Raw genomic sequence first — 18635 nt, 5'->3', positions numbered from 1 at the left:
AACATGAGTTTACGGGTGATGCTACTCCATGGGGTGGCGCGTATGGCTCGCCGTGTAAAGGTCGGGATAGTAGTGTACAAGGAGGTTGAAGAAGACGGTACAACCTGGTACGTGGCAGTCGAGCCTATGAGCGGGGCTCAGGCTCAGGGAGAGAGCCTCGAAGAGGCAATTGAGAAAGTGAAGGAAGAAGTTGTCAGGATGAGTGAAGCCTGGTGTGAATCGGAGGTGCGCGAGGCGGTAGACGCCAAGATAGTCGAGGTGGAGCTTCCAGAGTAACCCCCGGGTTCCCGACTACCAGGAGAAAAGTCGTCAAAGCGCTATGACTGTTGTACCGCCTATACCCTAAAGCCTAGCTCGCGGAGCTTGTTTACCACGAAGCCCCGGTCGTCCTCGGGTAGGAGTTCTACGTCGCGCTTGATTATCCTCTCGTCTACCCGCAGCTTACCCTCATCGATGTACTCTCGGACTATCCTCAGGTCCTCGATATCAGCTTCTCGAGCAGCCTTAGCCTTGAGAACTATGTAGTCCTCTGGGCGGATAAACCGGGCCTCTGTCTTGCCGATCCTCTTCTTTGGTGCATTCTCGAGTATCTCGGGAGGTATATAGTAGTCGAGGATGTTCTCGTAGAGCTCTACTACTACCTCCTCGCCGCTGGGGAGCTTTGCTACGAGCTTTGGAGTTCCGAGAGCAGTATAGCTTATCTGCCATCCTTCTTCTTCAGCTAATCCGCGGTAAAAGTCTTCTTCGATGAGCGGACTTGGCTCTATCACGAATATGTCTATATCGTCTTCGAACTGCTTCTTCCGGAGCTCGAGATCAATGACGGTGCTTCCCACTACTACACCTTTGACGCCCTTTGTCTGGAGTTTTTCGAGAAGCCAGGCGAGGTCTTTGAGGCTGTACGCCATCCCAGCTTTACACCCAGTCTAGGGTCAGCGTGTCCTGGAGTATTTTACCCCTAGTAGCGGCTTTATCGTCCGGGCTTGCCGGAGTTCGAGCTTCTGTAGCGGGTAAGGCTCTAAATGCTAGAGTTAGGTTAGGAAAAAAGGTAACTGGGGCTGAAGGGAGGAATGAGCATACGGCTCACAGTCGCGCTGGACTCCGAGAGTGTTAGGAAGCTCCTAGGCAGAGTTACTGAGCTCTTAAAGGGTATTCCCAGTGTTGACGAGGTTGGCGAAAGCTACATAGTAGTCAAGGTGCCACGTCTCCTGGGATTTGGTACTAGGAGAATAAGGCTAGACGTAAAAGTCTATGAGACCGATGAAACTATATTGCTAGTCATGAAGGGTGATATGGATTCACTCGTAATAGCTATAGATATACTCGATACGGGTGAAGGTAGTCACATACTTGTTAGTGGAGGTGGCGGAGGTAGAGTCTCAAAGCTAGTCAATGAATTTGTGAAAAGTATAGCAGAAGGCATCTCTAAGAGGATTGAGGCATCCCAGCCCAAGATAAACCTAGTGTCAGCCGACAACAACCTCGCCGCGCTGGAAGAACCACTTCCACCCGTTACAACTCTCGTCTACTATGATAGTTTCACTCCAGTCTCAAATGTCTTGACAGAAGCAGCTTTAAGGCTTACAGCAGTACTGGGCTACGACGACTACCTTGCAGAAGTTAAGGACTACAAATCTAGGTATCTACTACGCTTCGTGCTACGCGGTAACAAGGTAACAGGTGTCTATGCCGAGATAAATGGCAAAAAGGCTAAGGGAGAACAAGCTATAACAATAGCTCAAAGGCCGCCAGGCCACCGTGTACGGATAAAGGCATGGAGCCTCACGGGTAGTAGTGAGGCACTCCTCTACGAACCTGAACCAGTCTACGAGAGTACTGGGCACAGAGTATACTGGGTCGGTGGCAAGACCCGGCTAGAATATGGTGGCATAGCCCCTAACACGTATATCATAGTTGATAACTACGAGGCGGCTATAATTAATCCCAGCGGCGATGAGAGACTACTACGTGGTCTACGCAACGTCATAGGCGACATGGATTATGTAAGGTACATACTACTCACGCACGCCGAGGCCGACGTTGCAGAAGGCCTAAAGGCGGTAGCATCCAAAGTAAATAGAGCTAATATACTAGCCACGTCCTACTGGGCCGGTCTCCTGGCTTCAGCGGCACGAGAGGTAGCCGGAAAGCTCACAATACTACCGGCGAGGGAGACCGAGCTAGAGCTAGGTTCTACAAAGCTCCTCATCATACCAGCTAGGACACGGGGTGCACCAGTAGTCTCGATCTATGACCCGACAGCGAAAGTTCTGTTTACAGGAAACGTGCTCGGAGCAGTATCACCACCGGGTCTCTGGAGCATATACGTCGACGACTTCGACGCCTACCTGGACATGGTAAAGAGCTATGTCAGCTACACGGCGGAGTCAAGGCCTCTCCGTGAGTGGCTTGAACGCGTAATCAGTCTCGACATAGAGGTGCTGGCCCCACACCATGGCCCGATGCTTGCTGGCCGTGCGCGCGTGAAGAAGCTTCTATCAGATCTACTCGAATTCATAGAGAGCTAGAAGTAGGATAATCAGGGAAATGGGGTGACGTGTTTGACCGAGAACAGTCTTGAGCTACGTGGTATGGGTCCATTTATACCCTATAACCTAATCGAGAAGCTCATTAGAAGAACTGGCGAAGCTATAGTCGATGTCGACAAAGAAGCAGTCTCTGTTGTAGAACGTTGGGCAGCTAAGAGAGGCTATAGCATAAAAAGACTCAACGATTATAGGATACGTATCTCCATAGTAGCTGGTGCAGCGGCGAAGCTAGAGACTGTACAAGCGAAGGCTCCAGCTAGGCCACAAGCAGCGGAAGAGAAAATGTTCAAACTTGTAGTTGACGAGAAAAAGTGGAGCAAGGAGATGTCTGAGAAGCTTGCAAACGTAACCTATGTTATCGAGACAGTTCTCCGTGCACCCATACTCTACCGTGGTCCCCTCGCAGGGGCTGATTTTGTCGCAGCATTGTCACGGAAGAAACTAGTACTTCTCCGTATATCGGTAGATAACTCAGACTACTTTATAGCTGCCGACAATGGTCGGGTGGTAGCGGCTGCGCAGCTAGGAATGCCGTTGAACCCAGAACAGGTAAAGAACGTCATAGAGAGTCTACGTGGCCGTAGTGATGTGTTAGTCACCATCTACGATATATCCTCTATAGATAAGAAGAGCTAGCTTGTATGGTATATGAACACTAGAGATGCATCGTCATCAAAGCCGCCAGTTTTTTCGAGAATCTTCCTAAGCAAGTATGCTGCGGGATTGCCCACACTAGTTGGTGATGGGTAATTTAGTACGATATCCATTAGTGTTTCAGCCAATGCTGCGGGATCAACACCATCAGTCGCCAGCACGTAGACGTGGCCAGGCTCGCTTCGGAGAACCATCTCTACGGGGTGGCCGTGGAGTCCACTACCTATTTCTACAAAGCGGGCTAGCCTACTTCCCTCAAAGAACTGGGGCAATGCGCCCCACAGCAGCCATGTCTCCTCCTTGGATGTACCTGCACCTATTACTATGCCATCGCCTGCTAACGTGAGTGCAATAGTGTCTCCGGCAAAGAGCGCTCCTAGAAGCGTTGTGGCAGGTATTTCGGCTCCTAGCTCTCGTGGTTGTGGCTGGGCTGCTTTGAGAGGCTTTAGAGTTATTGTGTCGAAGTCTAGCGGTGTGACGCACGGTGTCCCGTCCTGGCTACACTCCTTGTAGTATCTCCTCTTTACCTCAGCGATAGTGTCGGCGTCTGAGATATTTGATTCGCGTGCCAACTTAGATACATAGGATAGGCAGGATCTTAAGGTGTTGAGGCTAGCTTCTCGGGCTAGTATGCGGCATGCTAGGGTAAACCCGTGTGCTGCGAGATATGATGCGCCTCCCCCGCCAGTTGTTGATACACCGTCAGCTACAGCCGCGGCACCCCTGTTAGCGTCTTTCGACAACCAGTAGCTGATGTCGTCTTCTCCGTGTACTGTATTGAGCGTCGCGACCCACACTCGCCAGGGCAAGGCTTCCCCTCACACCCGTAGCTCTTTATCCCACTGATGGCCCCCTAAGTAATAATATTCCTCCCCAAAAGGCTAACAAATTCAGGCTGGGGTGCAAAGTCTGGTGCCTAGTATTCGTAGAGACGTTGTTCTAGATATACGTGCGCCTTGTGATAGAGTCATAACGTTTCTAGCCTCCAAGAACCCGGGCGACTTCTTTGCAGGAGCCGCAAGACTTGTTGAAAGAGGCGAAAAGAGAGACGCTGCGATACTGGTATTCTCCTCTACGCTGAAGCGCGAATATCGCGTAGAGGTTCGTCTAAGGAAGGAACCCGACCGTCTAGTATACGAAGCAAAGGGTGATCTTAATGGCAAAGTGATAGTCACGGCAGTAAGCCGGGGAGCAACTTGCCGCCTCTATATAGAGGCGGAGATGGGAGGCCCTCTCGTAGAGGAGTATGGCGGCGATGCTGTCTCGAGGATAGTTAACCGATTCGTTGTTGGACTCGTTAGCTCATTCCCTGCAGTGCTCCAGCCGCGTGCACCAGGCGGCAAGCTAGGAGACATATTCGTAGAGCTTCTCAATCTTCTCTCAATGGCTCAAGGCGGTCAAGCAAAATTCGCCGGCGGTAGCACTATAAGGAGTATGGCGGTGGACCTCACTACCAGCAATATGATAAACGTTGATGGATTACCTGAGGACCAAGCAGCAAGGGCAGCCCGTGGTTTATCGGAAGCTATCTCTATTCTCTCTAAAGCACTTGAAGAACTTGGTGAAGGACAAGTACAACGCATAGTAATAGCTACTCAGAATTCGATAGTGTTTGCTAGCGTTGCTGGCGGAGTAGGCGTCATCACTGTGTTAAAGCGCGAAGAAGAATAGAGATGTATCAGTTAAGTAACAATATATAGCACTTTAGAATAGCTTAGGCCCGGATTATAGAAACGCTGTGGGTCTTACGGGGGAGAGGAGGATTACTATGGCGCTTCCCTCGACGATACTAAAGGTGTTAAAGAAGCGGCCACTTAGCTATACTGTGCTAGTAGTATTCGTTCTTGATCGTTCACTTAGCATGAGCGAGCCGAAGACTTATGACCATAGAGGTAAGTGGGATCATTTGGTAGAACTTGTTGAGAAGCTATTATATCGTTTGAACAGAAGCAACATGGCGCCAGCATTTCGTGTAGGCTTTGTATGGTTTAGTGATGATGTAGCAGTTGTTGAGAGAGGCGGGCAGGTGTATTTTCCCGTTACTGGGGATAACCCAGCTCTACAAGCCTTCAAAGAAAGTCTAAACGAGAATGAACCATATGGCATGACTGCAATGGCGGATGCTATCGAACAAGCTATGGGTGTAGTTGAAAGATATATAAGTGATACGAGTCTACCAAGCGAGAAATACGTCACTGTATTCCTCTTCACTGACGGTAAAGAGACCAAGAGGACACCGGAGGATGTGGCTACTGCGGCGGAGAAGCTCACGGGAGAGATGCTGGCAAAGCTTCAAGAACTTAACCAGAGGAATAGGATAGGCTTAGCTACTATAGCACTCGGGCTTGACGCAGACCGTGAAACACTACGCGACATAGCTAGCTTTCTCCGAGAGGCACAACGCAAGGTGCTAGAAGAGCGCGGCCTTATAGACATAGTAGATCCGCCGTACCACGAGAAGATGTTCATCGATGCACCAAGGGATGATAGGATAACGAAAGAGTGGGAAGAGGCTGTACGTCGCTTCGTAGAGAGACTGAGCGAGACAGCAGTACTCTAGCTCCCGGGTAACTTTCGTTATCAGTCTAGTACATGGTTTCTTAGCATTTGTCTTTTGTATCTCCCGGATAGTCCCTAACTGCACTAAGTAGCTCCTTAGACTATGGGTAGTCAGGAGGTAGGGCATGGTGGCCAAGATAACGCTAGTATTTGTTGATGGCCGTGTCGTGTCGAGTGATACCTCTAGCTGGGAGTTCATAGATAGCGGTGGCGAGGCTGACATATACGAGCTCAAGATAGGTAATCAGAGATACATAGCTAAGGTGTTTACTGAGAAGCAGACCCAGCTTGCTAAGCCCATAGAGCGTATAGCGGAGATACTCCGCAGGCTAGTTAGACTTCGTCGCCGCTGTGGTCCAGCACTTCCCCGTAGCCTCGTTAGTCGCGGACTTCCCCTTGCAGTGGGGGCTCTTGGCGAGCAAGCGGTACTTGTCTTCCGGAGCGTGGAGGGCTTCACTACTATAGCGGATATAGTTAACGATGAGGAGAAGCTGCACGACTACCTCCTGATGATAAATGATGGTGAACGTGCTGCAATGGCGCTCGACGTGCTTAAGGCTCTAGCCTGTCTCGAGGCTGCCGACATAGTCCATGTAGACGTGACTACCTCTAATGCAGCGCTAGGCATTGTAGATGGTCGTAGGTGGGTCTACCTCTTCGACATAGAGGCTGCAGCAGTTATGAGTGAGCCAGATTACCCGCTTATAGTTATCCCGGCGCGTGACGCCCACTACATGCCTGTCGATCTACTGGCTGACCTCGGTATAGAGTTGCGTAGTCCCGATCCAGGCGAGCTGCCGATACCGTTGCTCCCATCGAAGCTCCCGCACAACATACTATCATGGGTTGCATGGACCCCCACCTGGTATGGTCTACAGCTCGTAGCTCATGTGTATGCGGGGCTTAGCCCCTTCCAGGGCCTTCCAGCAGTCTCTGCGAGCTACTGGAGGGACGTAGTAGAGATCGAACGTGAGAAGGGCTATCCTGGTGGCTGGCCACCCCAGGCCATGGTTGACCTGGGCTTCCTCGATAATGGGGAATTCCGGGAGCTCCGGCAGCTCTGGGGTAGGCTCGGCGATGAAGTGGTTGCAGCATTCTATCATGTATTCGTGGTGGATGTTGCCGAGAAGAGGAATATGCCGAGTTACACATTATCGGCCATAGTCTAGTACAGTGATTTTGCTAGACGCGGGAGTATATTATTAATGCAGAGCCTTAAACCCTCCTGTAGTAGCGGGGTGTTTCTACGTCGTGACCGAGGCGCTGGCTGTGCCGAGGATAGCTTCTCCCGAGGAGAGGATTACCAGTATAATTGCGCTCGCATCCTCCGTCGACGGTGTTGATATAGTTGTTGCTGCTCATGAAGGTTTCACTTATAGTGTACAAGCGCTGAACCCCGAATATGAAATATACGCTGACGAACTTGCCGCAGCGAGCGCTGTTTATCTCGAATCTAGCTGGCAGAAGCTTACTGGTAATGCCCGCGTCATACTAGCCGATCAAGGCGGTAAGGCTCTCCTTGTAGCTGATGTAGGTGAGGGATTCACAGTAGCTATCCTAGGTGAACGCCAGGCAGTAGAGAGTCTGCTTGACCCGGTGAGGAGGCTGGCTACGGGAGCGCCAATCTCTTGCCCGAACTGTAGCGCGGTACTCGACGTACATACCTATACCTGTCCGAGCTGCGGCAAAAGAATACCATTTACGGCCACTCTTTGCCCCTACTGTGGGACAGCAAGTCCTGCACGTAGTTGTCCCAATTGCGGCGCAGAATTAATGCTCGCGCCAGGACGTGTTGAGCCAGCTAAGGCGGAGAAACAACGCTCAGCAGTAGCAGTGACTCCACGTGCTCAGAGCAATGAAGGTGAAGTAGTCTCAGAAGAGAAGGGCGAAACCCCGCTCCTAATAAGATTGACTATAGGTGGAGGAGTAGTTGCGGCATACTATGCTAGCTCGCTCCTACTCGGCATAGACCCAGTCATAGCCACTATAGTTGGCGCAGCACCTCTAGCAGCGTCGCTGGGTCTAATACTGACGGAGAAGAGAAGGCAATAATTTATCTGCATCCCGGGCTCGTCGAGAGCCGGTAGTGTTTACAACGTAGTCCCGACTCATAGTACTCCTATATTATCAATACTATCAAGAGAGGTGCGGATCAAGCCTTGTTTGTAACCCGTGGCCATACTCTCCGCCTAGTAGACGCTTCAAGGCTTCCTCTCCGTAACGCCATCGTGGAAACTATTAAGCTAGGCTATGCACGCCTCGTTTACTACGCTCCCCACGGCTTCACATTCCATTTAGAGGTTTCTCGCGATGGAAGGGCGGGCTGTATAGCGGTTCGATCCCGTGGAACGCCATTATATGGACAGCAATGTCTCCAAGAGCTTGCTAAGTTTCTAGACGCGAAGCAGGGCACTATAGAGATAATTAAACTCAGCGATGACAGAGTGAGGATAGACTTCCAGGCAATGCCTTCAAGTATCATACCTGGTGGCGTTGCTGCCGTAGCACAACTTGTAGGGCTACGCTCCCAGCAAACGGGCTCACCAGCTGCACAGGCGACCCAAACTAGGCAGGTCAGACCTATGGAGCCAGCTAGGGTACAGCAGCCGGCTACGCCGCAGCCTAGGCTGACAACGATACCCTCCCCGGCAGGCTCTATGTACGCTGCGATTGTCAGGAGGAGAGGCTTCGAAATAGGTGACATCTTCAACATCCTTGCTGCTAGCGCTATAGCGCTGAGGGGCCAGGAGATAGGGGTTCGCACAGCCGGCAGAACATGCATTGACATCCTCGATGAACTATTAACGGTGAACGCCAGGCTATACATGAGGTGCCGAGGAGAGCAAGGTGAACTACACGTCTATAGTGACCCCTCACCTAGGAGGATCGAGCTACTCCTAATATCGGGTGAAGAGACGCTAGTCGGAGAGCGGGCTCTCGAAGGCGCGGCTCGGCTCCAGGCAGAGGAAGTAAGAGTCTACGTAGAACAAGCTAATCTTCCTCGTCCCCGGTGAACCCCGCTACTAGCTGTCCGGGCTCGGGCATCCGGAAGACTATCTTCTCGTAGCCGCCTGTGCGGCCGCCTCGATGCCCGTAGATGGCTAGGGTATTCTTCCCGACTATCTCCCAGTCCTCAGTCCCAGTACCCATATCCACTTCGAGTATCCTCGAGCCCGGCGGGAATATCCAGTAGGCTTCGTAGCTATACTCTATCTCCTCCGGCTCATAGTGGTTCTCGTACACGTTTACGCCCGGTCTTATAGGCGCTGTGAACCGGAGCGCGAAGACTATGAAGACCCGGTTCTTGCGGCCCCGGAACCCTATATCGACCATCGCGACCCGGGGTCTTACACGCTCGCCGTTGACGACCACCTTCTCCTGGTCAACGAGCTCCTGCATCCCGTAGTAGAGCCGTAGAACCTCCTCCTCGTAGAGCCTCGGGTCCCGGAGTACAGCGTCGTAGTAGCCCAGTGGATCCAGGTAGTCGAAGACAAGGTAGTATGCCACGTAGCCGTAGCCCACGTAGAAGAACCCCTGCCCATGTACGGGCTCAACGGCCTCGCTAGCCTCTCGTAGGAACGCATCACTAGCCCCGGGGCCTCGTCGTCCACCACTACTGCCGCTTCGCTGCATCCTCCGCCGGCGGAGACTCAATCTTCCTGCCCCCTACTCCCGGCTACAACCCTCTGGGTGCAAGACTCAAATAACCCTAGACGGGCCTCTAGCTCACCAGACGGGGCCTGGGGGAAGCCTCGGCCAGGGCGGTCTGGTCCACGTTTGGCTGTGGGCCCGTAGCTCAGCCCGGCGGAGCGCCCGGCTGATAACCGGGAGGTCGGGGGTTCGAATCCCCCCGGGCCCACCACCCTATTCTCCCCTGCTCCTTGCGGGCTTCTACGGGATGCAGTGGCTTCTTTAGGTCTCTAGCCTCTGTGCTAGAGAGTATAGTGGGTGTAGTTGGGCATGGCGTCAAGCTTCTACGAGTATTACCTCAATTGGGCTGGGCCAGCGCGCCGAGCCTATGCTTCGGGGCTTGCTCTCCAGCTCCCTCCGGGCTACGCGCGGGCAGAGAATGTCGTAGTATGTGGCATGGGGGGCAGTGGTGCGGCAGGAGACTACCTAGCAGCGCTCTCTGCCGCGTATGGAGGGCTCCCAGTCTATGTGGTGAAGTCGGCTGAGCCTCCGAGGTGGTGTCGGGGGAGCCTAGTCTATGCTGTCAGTTTTTCGGGGAACACGCGGGAGACGCTGAACTGTGCCTCCAGAGCCTACAGGCTAGGAGCCAACGTGGTGGCCGTCACTACTGGTGGCCGGCTAGCTGCCTGGGCTAGGCGTGTAGGCGTGCCGGTAGCGGTGGTAGAGGAGGCTCCGGCGCCGCGTGCAGGCTGGCCACAGTTATTCTACACTATGCTTGGCAGCCTCAAGGCAGCTGGTCTCATCCAGGTGCCGAGTAGCCATGTGGAGGAGTCTATCCAGCTCCTCGGTGACCGTGAGAAAGCCGAGGCGGAGGCCCGGGAGCTGGTTGAGTGGCTACTGGGTAGCAGCGGTCGTCTCGTAATCCTAGCCCCGGAGCCTTACTACCCCGTAGCGGTGAGGATGAGGAGCGAGCTAGCAGAGAACGCTAAGCTGGCAGCCGATACCGGTCAAGTTCCTGAGATAGGCCATAACATGATTGAGGCGTGGGCTGCAGGGGGTGATGCCAGGGTACTAGTACTAGACCCCGGAGAAGAGCCATGGAGTACGCTTCTACACCAGGTTGTGGGCCTAGCGAGGCCGGCTAGCGTCCACGTGGTGAAACTCCGCGGCGGCAACATGGTCTCGCGGATGGTCTGGGGTACGTGGCTCGCGGGTCTCGCTTCTGTGCTGTACGCGCTGAGGAAGGGTATCGACCCAGAGCGTATCCGGACGATAAAGGCGTTCCGCTCGGTGGTAGAGGGTACGACGGGCTGGGACGCCCTGGACTAGGGCCTGGTATTGTAAGGCAATATTTAATACAGTAGCAGCGCCTCGGGCCCCTGCATGGAGGGAGCAGGCCTATGGCCAGCGAGTACCTATCCAAGCTAAAGGAGCTAATCAAGCCCAAGCTACAGGAGAAGGGCATAAAGGTAATGGTTGTCGGCTCGACAATGAAGCTCATTAAGGAAGGCGAGACTCTGATGAACATTGCCGACAAGGGCGAGATAGTAGAGCTAAGCTTCAAGGGCAAGAAGTACACCTACGACAAGTGGTACACGAAGCCGGAGCACCTAGCAGCAACTATAACCCGTACAATCGATGTACAGCTCTAAACGGCTCTAACACGGACATATTCTGGAGCCTAGAAACCGAGGACAGTCCAGCGTTTTTGCAGAAATGTGACGCTCCTGGCTGGTGGCCCCTGAGCAGAGGAGCCCCACGAGGGGCCTCGGGGCGTCCACCTGGATGAAGCGATGAGGGGCACTATTTCCTCAGCGGCGCTAGCCCTCGTAGCAGTAACCGTGTCTTGCAGCCTCGGGGGACACCTTGCCGTCTTCTATGTCGCGTTCTACTAGCTCCCGGGGCCTCTCGCAGGGATCCCCATAGCCGCCGCCCCCCGGCGTCTCGACGTAGACGGTGTCGCCGCGGCCTAGCCTCAGCGTGGCCTTAGGAGGTAGCTCTACCTTCTCCCCGCCAGCCCTTATCACGTAGCTGCGGAATGGTGCTCCAGCTCCTCCACCCTCCAGCCCCCATGGTCTTAACTGGTGGCGCTCCGCGTACACCGTTACGGTGACGTCGTCCTCGAGCACTGTGACAGCCCGGACTATGCCTAGGCCTCCCCGGTTCCGCCCTGGACCGCCGCTGTCGGGCCGTAGCTCGTAGGCGCGGAAGAGTAGCGGGTACTCTGCCTCAGCCACCTCTATCGGGGTGTTCAGCGTATTGGTCATATTGGTGTGTACGCCGTCTACGCCGTCGCAGCATGGCCTGCCGCCAGAGCCGCAGCCTATGGTCTCGTAGAATGCCCAGCCCTTGCCGCCCAGGAGGAGGTTGCTCATAGTCCCGCAGCTCGCGGCGGGCACGCGGCCAGGGAACGCCTCAGCTAGGGCGCGTAGGACAACGTCTGCTATCCTCTGTGATGTCTCCACGTTGCCCCCGCCGACTGGGGCAGGGGGCACAGGATTGACCAGTGTCCCCCGGGGCGCCCGTATCTCGACGACCCTGTAGAACCCGCTGTTCATCGGCATGTCGGGGTCTATCACGGCCTTTATCGCGTAGGTCGTAGCGGCCACGGTTACGCCGTAGACCGCGTTGAGAGGCTCCTCGACCTGCCTAGCGGTCCCCGTGAAGTCAGCTACTATGCGCTCAGGGCTTATCTCTAGCCGGACCCGTATCTTGGCCAGCTCGCCGCTCTCCAGCTCCACGTAGTCCTCTGCAGTGTAGACCCCGGTTCTCTCCTTGGCTAGGCTGCGGAGGATGGTCCGGGTATAACGCTCGGTGTAGCTTAGTATCTCCTCCCAGGCCTCGAGTAATGTCTCAACGCCATAGCGCCTAGCTAGCTCTTGTACCCTCTTCTCCCCAGTGTTGAGGGCGGCTAGCTGCGCCATCAGGTCGCCGCGGAGATACCTGGGCGTCCTCACGTTGGACTCGATGAGTCTCACAATGTCCTCTCGTAGCCGGCCATTCTCGACTATCTTCACTGGGGGTATCACTAGGCCCTCCTCGCGTAGGCTGCGCACCCCCGCCCCGATGCCACCGGGTATGAGGCCGCCCACGTCTACGTGGTGGGCCTTGTTGGCCACGTAGGCTACGAGCACGCCGTCCACGTAGACGGGCTTAAGCACCATAACGTCGTTGAGGTGTGTCCCGGTTATGTATGGGTCGTTGGAGACTGCGACGTCGCCGGGACCCAAGCTGACACCGTTTCTCTCCAGCGCCTCTACCATGTTCCTTACTCCGACGGGCATGCTGCCGAGGTGTACTGGGATGTGCTCGGCCTGTGCTACTAGCTCCCCGCTCGGTGCCAGGACTGCGCAGGAGTAGTCGAGACGGTCCCTTATGTTTGGGCTGAACGCGGTGTTCCGCAGGACGATGCCCATCTCCTCTGCGGTGAAGATGGCTGCGTGTCTTATCACTTCGACTGTTATCTTGTCCAGCATGGTTGTTCCCTCCTAGAGCCTCTCTATGCGGATTGTGTAGAACTCGTCAACGCGGGCATAGTGGCCGGGAGGAACAAGCACAGTGCTATCGTCGGACTCTATGACGGCGGGGCCCTCGATCTCGGCGCCAGGGCGTAACCCGGCCCTCCTGTAGATGGGGGTCTCTGTCCACCCGGCTTCGTCGAAGTAGACGCGTCTCCGGCCGGCAGGCTCTGGCCGATACGGCTTGGGCTCTGCCCGGGGGAGCCGGGGCTTAGCCACGATGCCGTAGGCTGTGAGCCTCGCGTTAACCACCACCACTGGGGCGTCGGGGAGGCTGAACCCGTACCTCTCGCGGTGCATCTGGTGGAACTCCTCCACGGCCTCCCTTAGGCTCCCGCGGTAGGGGATGCTCAGCTCGTAGGCCTGGCCCTGGTACCTCATGTCGAGCCTCCGGACTAGCTGTACCCGGTCCTCGGGCACGCCCTCGCCGCGTAGCATGGCTAGTGCCTTCTCGGCCATCTCGGCGAAGACCTTCTCGAGCTCCTCCTCGGCGAGTTTGTCCGTTCTCCGCATTACTGCCATGTGGAAGTCGTGGCGGTAATCCGTGACGAGTAGCCCCAGCGCCGAGAACACGCCGGGCAGCGGGGGAATCACTACCTCCTTTGCTCCCAGCTCGTCTGCCAGCTCCACGGCGTGGAGGGGTCCAGCGCCGCCATACGCGTAGAGGGCGAAGAACCTGGGGTCATATCCTCTCTCGATGGTTACGAGCCGCAGCGCCCTCGACATAACGGTGTTGGCTATCCTTATGATAGAGGCGGCGGCCTCGACAGTCTCCATGCCGAGCCTATCGGCTAGCCTCCCTATGGCCTCTTCTGCGAGGTCTCTCCGCAGCCTTATCCTCCCACCAGCCAGCTCCTCGGGCAGCCGGCCAAGCACGAGCTGGGCATCAGTCACAGTAGGCTCGCGGCCTCCACGGCCATAGCAGGCGGGGCCCGGGTCGGCGCCAGCACTCATCGGGCCCACGCGTAGCGCTCCGCCGGCGTCGACCCATGCTATGGTGCCGCCGCCCGCGCTGACCTCGGCTATGTCTATGTAGGGGTAGCGGACAGGGTACCCGGAGCCCCGTAGCAGTCTCCCCATGTGGACGCGGCCGCCTACCTCGTACTCTGGGACCACGAGGGGCTCGCCGCCGACTATGGACGAAGCCTTAGCCGTGGTGCCGCCCATGTCGAAGCCTATAGCGTACTCTATGCCCATTAGCCGGGAGAAGTAGGCCACAGCCACGGCGCCAGCAGCGGGCCCGCTCTCGATGAAGGCCGCGGGCCTCTCCACGGCCTGCTCTACGCCGGCTACACCACCACTACTCTGCATGACTAGCAGCCGCCCCTTGAACCCCGCGGAGCGGAGCTCCCCGGCGACCCTAGAGAGGTAGGAGGAGAGCACTGGCTTCAGCAACGCGTTCACAACCGTGGTACTTGTGCGCTCGTACTCCTTCGGCTGTGGGTCCACTTCGTGGCTCGCCACTACTAGGGCGCCAGGACACTCTTCCTCGATGATCTGCTTGGCATGCTTCTCGTGGCTCGGGTTAGCATAGCTATGGAGGAATGCTACTACGAATACCTTGGTTCGGCTGCACCACTCCCGGGCTATCCGGCGGACGGCGTCCTCGTCGAGGGGCTCTAGTTCCTCGCCCCTGGGCCCAATCCTCCCTGCCACTGTAAGCCGCCGCGACCGGGGGATGAGCGGCCGAGGCCGCTGGAAGAAGAGATTGTATAGCTCTGGACGGTTTTGCCTCCCTATCTCCAGTATGTCGCGGAACCCCTTGTTAGTTATCAGCACGGCGGGCGGGGGCTCGAGCCCCACCTGGCCTAGGAAGAGGTTGGTACCTAGCGTCGACGCGTGGATGACAACCTCAACACTGTCTAGCTCCCAGCCAAGCTGGCGTAGAGCCTCCATGAAGCCCTTCCAGGGTTCACGGGGCGTCGTCAACACCTTGAGGCTCTTCAGCTCGCCGGTCTCGTCGTCGAAGGCCACGAGGTCGGTGAAGGTGCCACCTATGTCTATCCCTACCCTCCTCAACTCCAGGACACCCTTTACATACAAGCCTGCAGAATCGTAAACGGGACAACAGCCTCCCCGGCGGCTCCAGGGGCACGCGGTACTGCACAGCAGCAGCTACACGGGGCCACCACTTCGGCTCCAGCATTCTTTAGTATTCTCTACAAGCCAGTCTCCATACACGTATAGGGGCCCGTCAAAGCAATGCATGACTTAGCTCTGGCGACGGGGGAGCTGAGTGTAACCCCTTACTAGCCTCTCAGCAAAGGTGATCCATGCGAGCACGGCTAGGACGGTGTAAAGCCGGGCTGCGGCCTCGAGGCCCAGCCGCGCGTGGACTAGGAGTACTATGAGCTGGGCGGCTAGCCGGTCGCTCCTCTCTAGTAGGCCGATGCCCTCCATGCTTCTTCCTGCTAGGGACTCATAGCGTGCCCGGGCGTAGCTGGTCAGCAACGCCCCTGTGAGGAATACTAGTACGCTCCACACCGGGTAGCCGAGGGCGAGGAACCCGGCCGCGTAGGCTATGTCGGCCACCCTGTCGAGGAGACTATCGAGATATGCTCCCCGGGGGCCAGCTTCTCCCCGAAGCCGGGCGACAGCCCCGTCGAGCGCGTCGAGGAGACCGCTTACGGCGAGCAACAGGGCTGCGAGCCCTACGTTCCCGCTGTGGGCAGCCCAGAGGTAGGCCAGAGCCCCGGCTAGTCCGAGCACGGTGTAGAAGTCGGCTGGCAGCACGGCTAGTGGGGCAGCAGCGGCCTCCAGGACGACTCTAACCCTGCCACGTAGCCTGCCTAGCACCGCTCCCGGCGCCCCGCGCTCGGCTTCTAGGACTCATCCAGCTTGACCAGGAGGGCCTTCAAAGTGTCGGCTAGCGGGTCGCCCTCGGGCAGCGAGGCGCGAGTCAACACCTCCCGGTAGACTAGCTGGGCCAGCCCACGGCGTATCCTGGACTTCTCGTGCGCGAGCACCACCGGCAGTGGGTAGCTCTGGCCAGGCACGGTAAGTCCGTGAGCAGCCGCAACTACCCTCTTTATAACCTCGCCTGGATCTGCACCTTGGTCCACGGCTACTTCGATGCGGTAGGGTCGGAGCGTGTACCGGGAGAACGTGTAGCTAGCATAGACGCGTAGCCCTGCGACCCGGTACTCCCGGTAGACGTCCTGAGGCAGACTTGTGGCCTCTATTGGCTCGGTGTAGAACACACCACTTCCTCTACTCTTCGCGGTAGCGGTAAGGGCTAACACTAGGTCCTCGTCACCCATATAGCCGTCAATACTGATGCCTATCTTCGCTAGATGTGAGGAGAGCATGGATACCTGGCCGATTCTCTTAACAAGCCCTACCACCGTGTGTCCATGCTCCACAAGCTCTGCTAGAGTCCTAGCCCGTAGCCGGTGGTACTCCTCTACAATCCGTAGTGCCTCCTCGGCTGGCGCGTTGAGGAGCTCCCTCACTGCCTGCACCGAGTTGCTGGGGTCGAGCCGGGCTGGTGGGTCCACGATAGGCCCGTCTATGAAGACTAGCCCCGGCTCGACATTTGCTAGCTTGCGGAGCGTCAGCGTCTCCAGAACCATCATAGCGGCCTCCGCGGCGGCTTCGATGCTAGCCCCCGTGGGGTCCACGACCTCTATTATGTCCACGCCCGGGAAAACTATGTTGATCCTAGTACTCCTCAGCCCCCGGGGCAGAGTCACCAGGGTAGTGGAGAGGAAGATGTAGTAGCGGCCGAGCCGGCCCCCAACCACCTGCCGGGAGCCGTCGACGCCGTAGCTGGTCTCGCCGGAGAGGGGCTGCGGTACAGGGTGGAGCAGTCCACGCCTCTGCATCTCATCGTAGACTAGCGGGCCGAGCCGGCGGAGCACGCTGTATAGGGCCTCCCGCTGCCTCCGACGCCTCGACGCCTGCTCGATGATCCTCATTACTAGCTCTGGCTCGCTCTGCTGTACGTCTAGCATCTCTCGCATTTTACGCTCGAGCGGTTCTGGCAGCTTATCGCCCTCCTCCACGGCCCCCGGCCCTCAGCCTCCCGTGCTGTAGAGGCGGCGCAGTGTCTCGACTACCCGGGTGCGGCCCATAGCGTGGCCTACGCTCCTCCTCCCGGTTCTAACCAGCACTGGGAAGCCTAGCACGTTCATCTGCCCGGTGACTACGGCTACGCCGCGTGGGAGCTTGGTGAGCCTCCGCTCCAGCGTCTTGGGAAGCCCGCCGCTAGCCCGCGAGACGTAGCCCACGTCCTCTACGGGGAGCCTGTATATTATCCACGTGTTGAGCATGGAGAGTACAACGGGGTCCACGAAGATGGGTCTCTGGCTCACCAGGACGAGGCTGAGGCCGAACTTCCGGCCCTGCGTCGCTATCAGGGAGAGGTAGTCCCTTGCAAGGCTCCAGGCTACCGGGTAGCTCCGGGGGTTCGGCGCGTAGTTCTGCGCCTCTTCGAGCACCAGCACCAGGTAGCGCTCCTCGCCCCTTATCTTGTAGAGGGTGAACTGCTTGTAGAGGAGCCGGGCCAGGTACGCCACTACTAGCTGGCGGACCGGGAGTGGTACCCCTGGCGCGCCCTCCGCTGAGAAGTCCAGTATAGCTAGCCCCGGCTCCCGGGTAAGTTCCTCGATGAAGCCCGTGTCGAGGCCCGGCTTCCGGGATATGACGCGGTAGCCCTCCACTATGTCCCGGTGGAACTTCTCTAGCGCTGCGCGGATAGCCCGGGCGGTCTGCGCGTGTATCGCGGCGCTGCGGCCTCGGCTAAGCTCGTCGAGCATGTCGTAGACGAGGCTTATCCTCTCCGTGAGCAGCTCGGTAAATCCATAGCCCATGGCCTCTAGCTCCCGGAGGACCCGCTCCAGGCCCGAGACCTGGAGCTCGTTGAGCTCCACACCTCCAGCCTTGTAGGTTATGATGAACTCTGCTATCTCGCGGGCTGTGAACCCGTCCAGGTCTATCGTTACGGGCTTGGTGTAGGGCCGGTACCGGGCAGGACTACTAGGGAAGACTAGCCGGTAGACCCGGCGGTACTCGCCCACCTGCTTGCCGGAGGCGTAGGCCTCGTAGTAGTCCAGGTAGTCGCCGTTAGCATCCACAACTATGGCTGGCAGTGCGCCGTAAGCCCCGTCGCCTAGGGGGATGCGCGATAGGAGCTCGAGGAGGTAGCCGACGCCGTAGCTCTTCCCGCTGCCAGTCTCTCCGAACACCCCTACGTGCATAGTAATGTTCTCCACGTCGAGAGGGAGCCCGAGCCCCTGGTAGCCCAGTAGCTCTCCAAACCAGACTATCCCGGGCTCGTCCTCCGAGAGGCCTAGGGCCTCACGTAGCTCGCCAGGGCCCAGGAGCCTCACGCGGTCACCGGGAAGCGGTGGTGCACTCAGCTCTTCGAGGCCGCGGGGCCCGGCCCGGCCTAGAACAGCAGCCTCAGCGAGGGTGTAACGGCGTGCCGCTTCCTCGAGAAGCGGAGGCTCTAGGCCGCGGCGCCGCGCCTCACTCCAGAGGTCGCCTTCCAGATAGAACTCGTTGACAGGGACTATCCTCTCTATCCGGGCTATCACCTTCTCCTCGCCACGGCGAGCCTCCACGAGCACTAGGAGGCCCTCGCGAGCTACCCGCTCGCCCGCCACTGTGAGCTGCATCTTAACGGTATCAGTCGTGGAGCCACTAAGCACTATAGCTATCGTGTCCAAGATGTTATCCGTCCTTGTTTGCTCCTTCACCAGTATCTCAACCCTGGTTCACAGAT

18 protein-coding genes and 1 tRNA gene are annotated in these 18635 nt (G+C 57.2%); 11 read left to right on the top strand and 8 right to left on the bottom strand.

The window, feature by feature from the left end; translation table 11 throughout:
* Positions 1-42 precede the first annotated feature (42 nt).
* A complete protein-coding gene (locus tag Pyrde_RS04640) occupies positions 43-276 on the top strand; it encodes a hypothetical protein (RefSeq protein WP_055410734.1) in 234 nt (77 codons plus the stop codon).
* Between the two features lie 59 nt (positions 277-335).
* Here the strand turns inward: Pyrde_RS04640 and Pyrde_RS04635 are convergent, their stop codons facing one another.
* Positions 336-908 (bottom strand): nucleotidyltransferase, encoded by a 573-nt coding sequence (locus Pyrde_RS04635; RefSeq protein WP_055408623.1) that lies wholly within the window; start codon positions 906-908, stop codon positions 336-338.
* Between the two features lie 162 nt (positions 909-1070).
* On the opposite strand from Pyrde_RS04635, the gene Pyrde_RS04630 reads away from it, so the two are divergent.
* The gene (locus Pyrde_RS04630; RefSeq protein ID WP_055408621.1) at positions 1071-2528 is read left to right on the top strand and encodes an oxygen-binding di-iron domain-containing protein; all 1458 of its coding nucleotides are present in this window, start codon (positions 1071-1073) and stop codon (positions 2526-2528) included.
* Between the two features lie 33 nt (positions 2529-2561).
* Positions 2562-3185: a hypothetical protein gene (locus Pyrde_RS04625; RefSeq protein WP_055408619.1), complete on the top strand. Its 624-nt coding sequence runs from the start codon at positions 2562-2564 to the stop codon at positions 3183-3185.
* On the opposite strand, the gene Pyrde_RS04620 is transcribed toward Pyrde_RS04625, so the two are convergent.
* Entirely contained in the window at positions 3182-4012 is an 831-nt protein-coding gene (locus Pyrde_RS04620) for a protein phosphatase 2C domain-containing protein (protein WP_082419475.1), read from the bottom strand. The two genes, Pyrde_RS04625 and Pyrde_RS04620, sit on opposite strands and share 4 nt — an antisense overlap.
* 103 nt (positions 4013-4115) lie before the next feature.
* On the opposite strand from Pyrde_RS04620, the gene Pyrde_RS04615 reads away from it, so the two are divergent.
* The 5 genes from Pyrde_RS04615 to Pyrde_RS04595 all read left to right on the top strand — a co-directional run bounded on the left by Pyrde_RS04615 (position 4116) and on the right by Pyrde_RS04595 (position 8776).
* A complete protein-coding gene (locus tag Pyrde_RS04615; RefSeq protein ID WP_055408616.1) occupies positions 4116-4874 on the top strand; it encodes a hypothetical protein in 759 nt (252 codons plus the stop codon).
* 97 nt (positions 4875-4971) lie between these two features.
* Positions 4972-5763: a vWA domain-containing protein gene (locus tag Pyrde_RS04610; protein ID WP_143522023.1), complete on the top strand. Its 792-nt coding sequence runs from the start codon at positions 4972-4974 to the stop codon at positions 5761-5763.
* Positions 5764-5887: 124 nt separating this feature from the next.
* A complete protein-coding gene (locus Pyrde_RS04605; protein WP_055408612.1) occupies positions 5888-6931 on the top strand; it encodes a BUD32 family EKC/KEOPS complex subunit in 1044 nt (347 codons plus the stop codon).
* An 82-nt stretch (positions 6932-7013) separates the two neighbouring features.
* On the top strand, positions 7014-7814 hold the full coding sequence (locus Pyrde_RS04600; protein ID WP_055408611.1) for a zinc ribbon domain-containing protein: 801 nt from the start codon (positions 7014-7016) through the stop codon (positions 7812-7814).
* A 107-nt stretch (positions 7815-7921) separates the two neighbouring features.
* Positions 7922-8776 (top strand): hypothetical protein, encoded by an 855-nt coding sequence (locus Pyrde_RS04595; protein WP_055408609.1) that lies wholly within the window; start codon positions 7922-7924, stop codon positions 8774-8776.
* Here the strand turns inward: Pyrde_RS04595 and Pyrde_RS04590 are convergent.
* A complete protein-coding gene (locus tag Pyrde_RS04590; protein WP_231656801.1) occupies positions 8754-9416 on the bottom strand; it encodes a hypothetical protein in 663 nt (220 codons plus the stop codon). The genes Pyrde_RS04595 and Pyrde_RS04590 overlap by 23 nt on opposite strands.
* 131 nt (positions 9417-9547) lie before the next feature.
* Between Pyrde_RS04590 and Pyrde_RS04585 the strand changes: the two genes are divergently transcribed.
* From Pyrde_RS04585 to Pyrde_RS04575, 3 genes are all read left to right on the top strand, one after another.
* Positions 9548-9624 (top strand) — tRNA-Ile (locus Pyrde_RS04585).
* Positions 9625-9722: 98 nt separating this feature from the next.
* Positions 9723-10721 (top strand): SIS domain-containing protein, encoded by a 999-nt coding sequence (locus Pyrde_RS04580; RefSeq protein ID WP_143522024.1) that lies wholly within the window; start codon positions 9723-9725, stop codon positions 10719-10721.
* Between the two features lie 71 nt (positions 10722-10792).
* Positions 10793-11044 (top strand): hypothetical protein, encoded by a 252-nt coding sequence (locus Pyrde_RS04575; RefSeq protein ID WP_055408605.1) that lies wholly within the window; start codon positions 10793-10795, stop codon positions 11042-11044.
* A gap of 168 nt (positions 11045-11212) precedes the next feature.
* Here the strand turns inward: Pyrde_RS04575 and Pyrde_RS04570 are convergent, their stop codons facing one another.
* From Pyrde_RS04570 to Pyrde_RS04550, 5 genes are all read right to left on the bottom strand, one after another.
* Positions 11213-12868 carry a hydantoinase B/oxoprolinase family protein gene (locus Pyrde_RS04570; RefSeq protein ID WP_055408603.1) on the bottom strand — a complete coding sequence of 552 codons (1656 nt, stop codon included), beginning with the start codon at positions 12866-12868 and terminating at the stop codon, positions 11213-11215.
* A 12-nt stretch (positions 12869-12880) separates the two neighbouring features.
* The gene (locus Pyrde_RS04565) at positions 12881-14929 is read right to left on the bottom strand and encodes a hydantoinase/oxoprolinase family protein (RefSeq protein ID WP_055410731.1); all 2049 of its coding nucleotides are present in this window, start codon (positions 14927-14929) and stop codon (positions 12881-12883) included.
* A gap of 192 nt (positions 14930-15121) precedes the next feature.
* Positions 15122-15706: a CDP-alcohol phosphatidyltransferase family protein gene (locus Pyrde_RS04560; protein WP_055408601.1), complete on the bottom strand. Its 585-nt coding sequence runs from the start codon at positions 15704-15706 to the stop codon at positions 15122-15124.
* A gap of 26 nt (positions 15707-15732) precedes the next feature.
* On the bottom strand, positions 15733-16914 hold the full coding sequence (locus Pyrde_RS04555; RefSeq protein WP_055408599.1) for a DNA double-strand break repair nuclease NurA: 1182 nt from the start codon (positions 16912-16914) through the stop codon (positions 15733-15735).
* 12 nt (positions 16915-16926) lie between these two features.
* Positions 16927-18609, bottom strand: a complete 1683-nt coding sequence (locus Pyrde_RS04550) for an ATP-binding protein (RefSeq protein ID WP_055408597.1) — start codon at positions 18607-18609, stop codon at positions 16927-16929.
* Positions 18610-18635: the final 26 nt, after the last annotated feature.

The sequence above is a fragment of the Pyrodictium delaneyi genome, from assembly GCF_001412615.1.
GTDB lineage: Archaea > Thermoproteota > Thermoprotei_A > Sulfolobales > Pyrodictiaceae > Pyrodictium > Pyrodictium delaneyi.
Note: the sequence above shows the minus strand (reverse complement) of the source record. Positions and strands in the feature narration are given on the sequence as shown.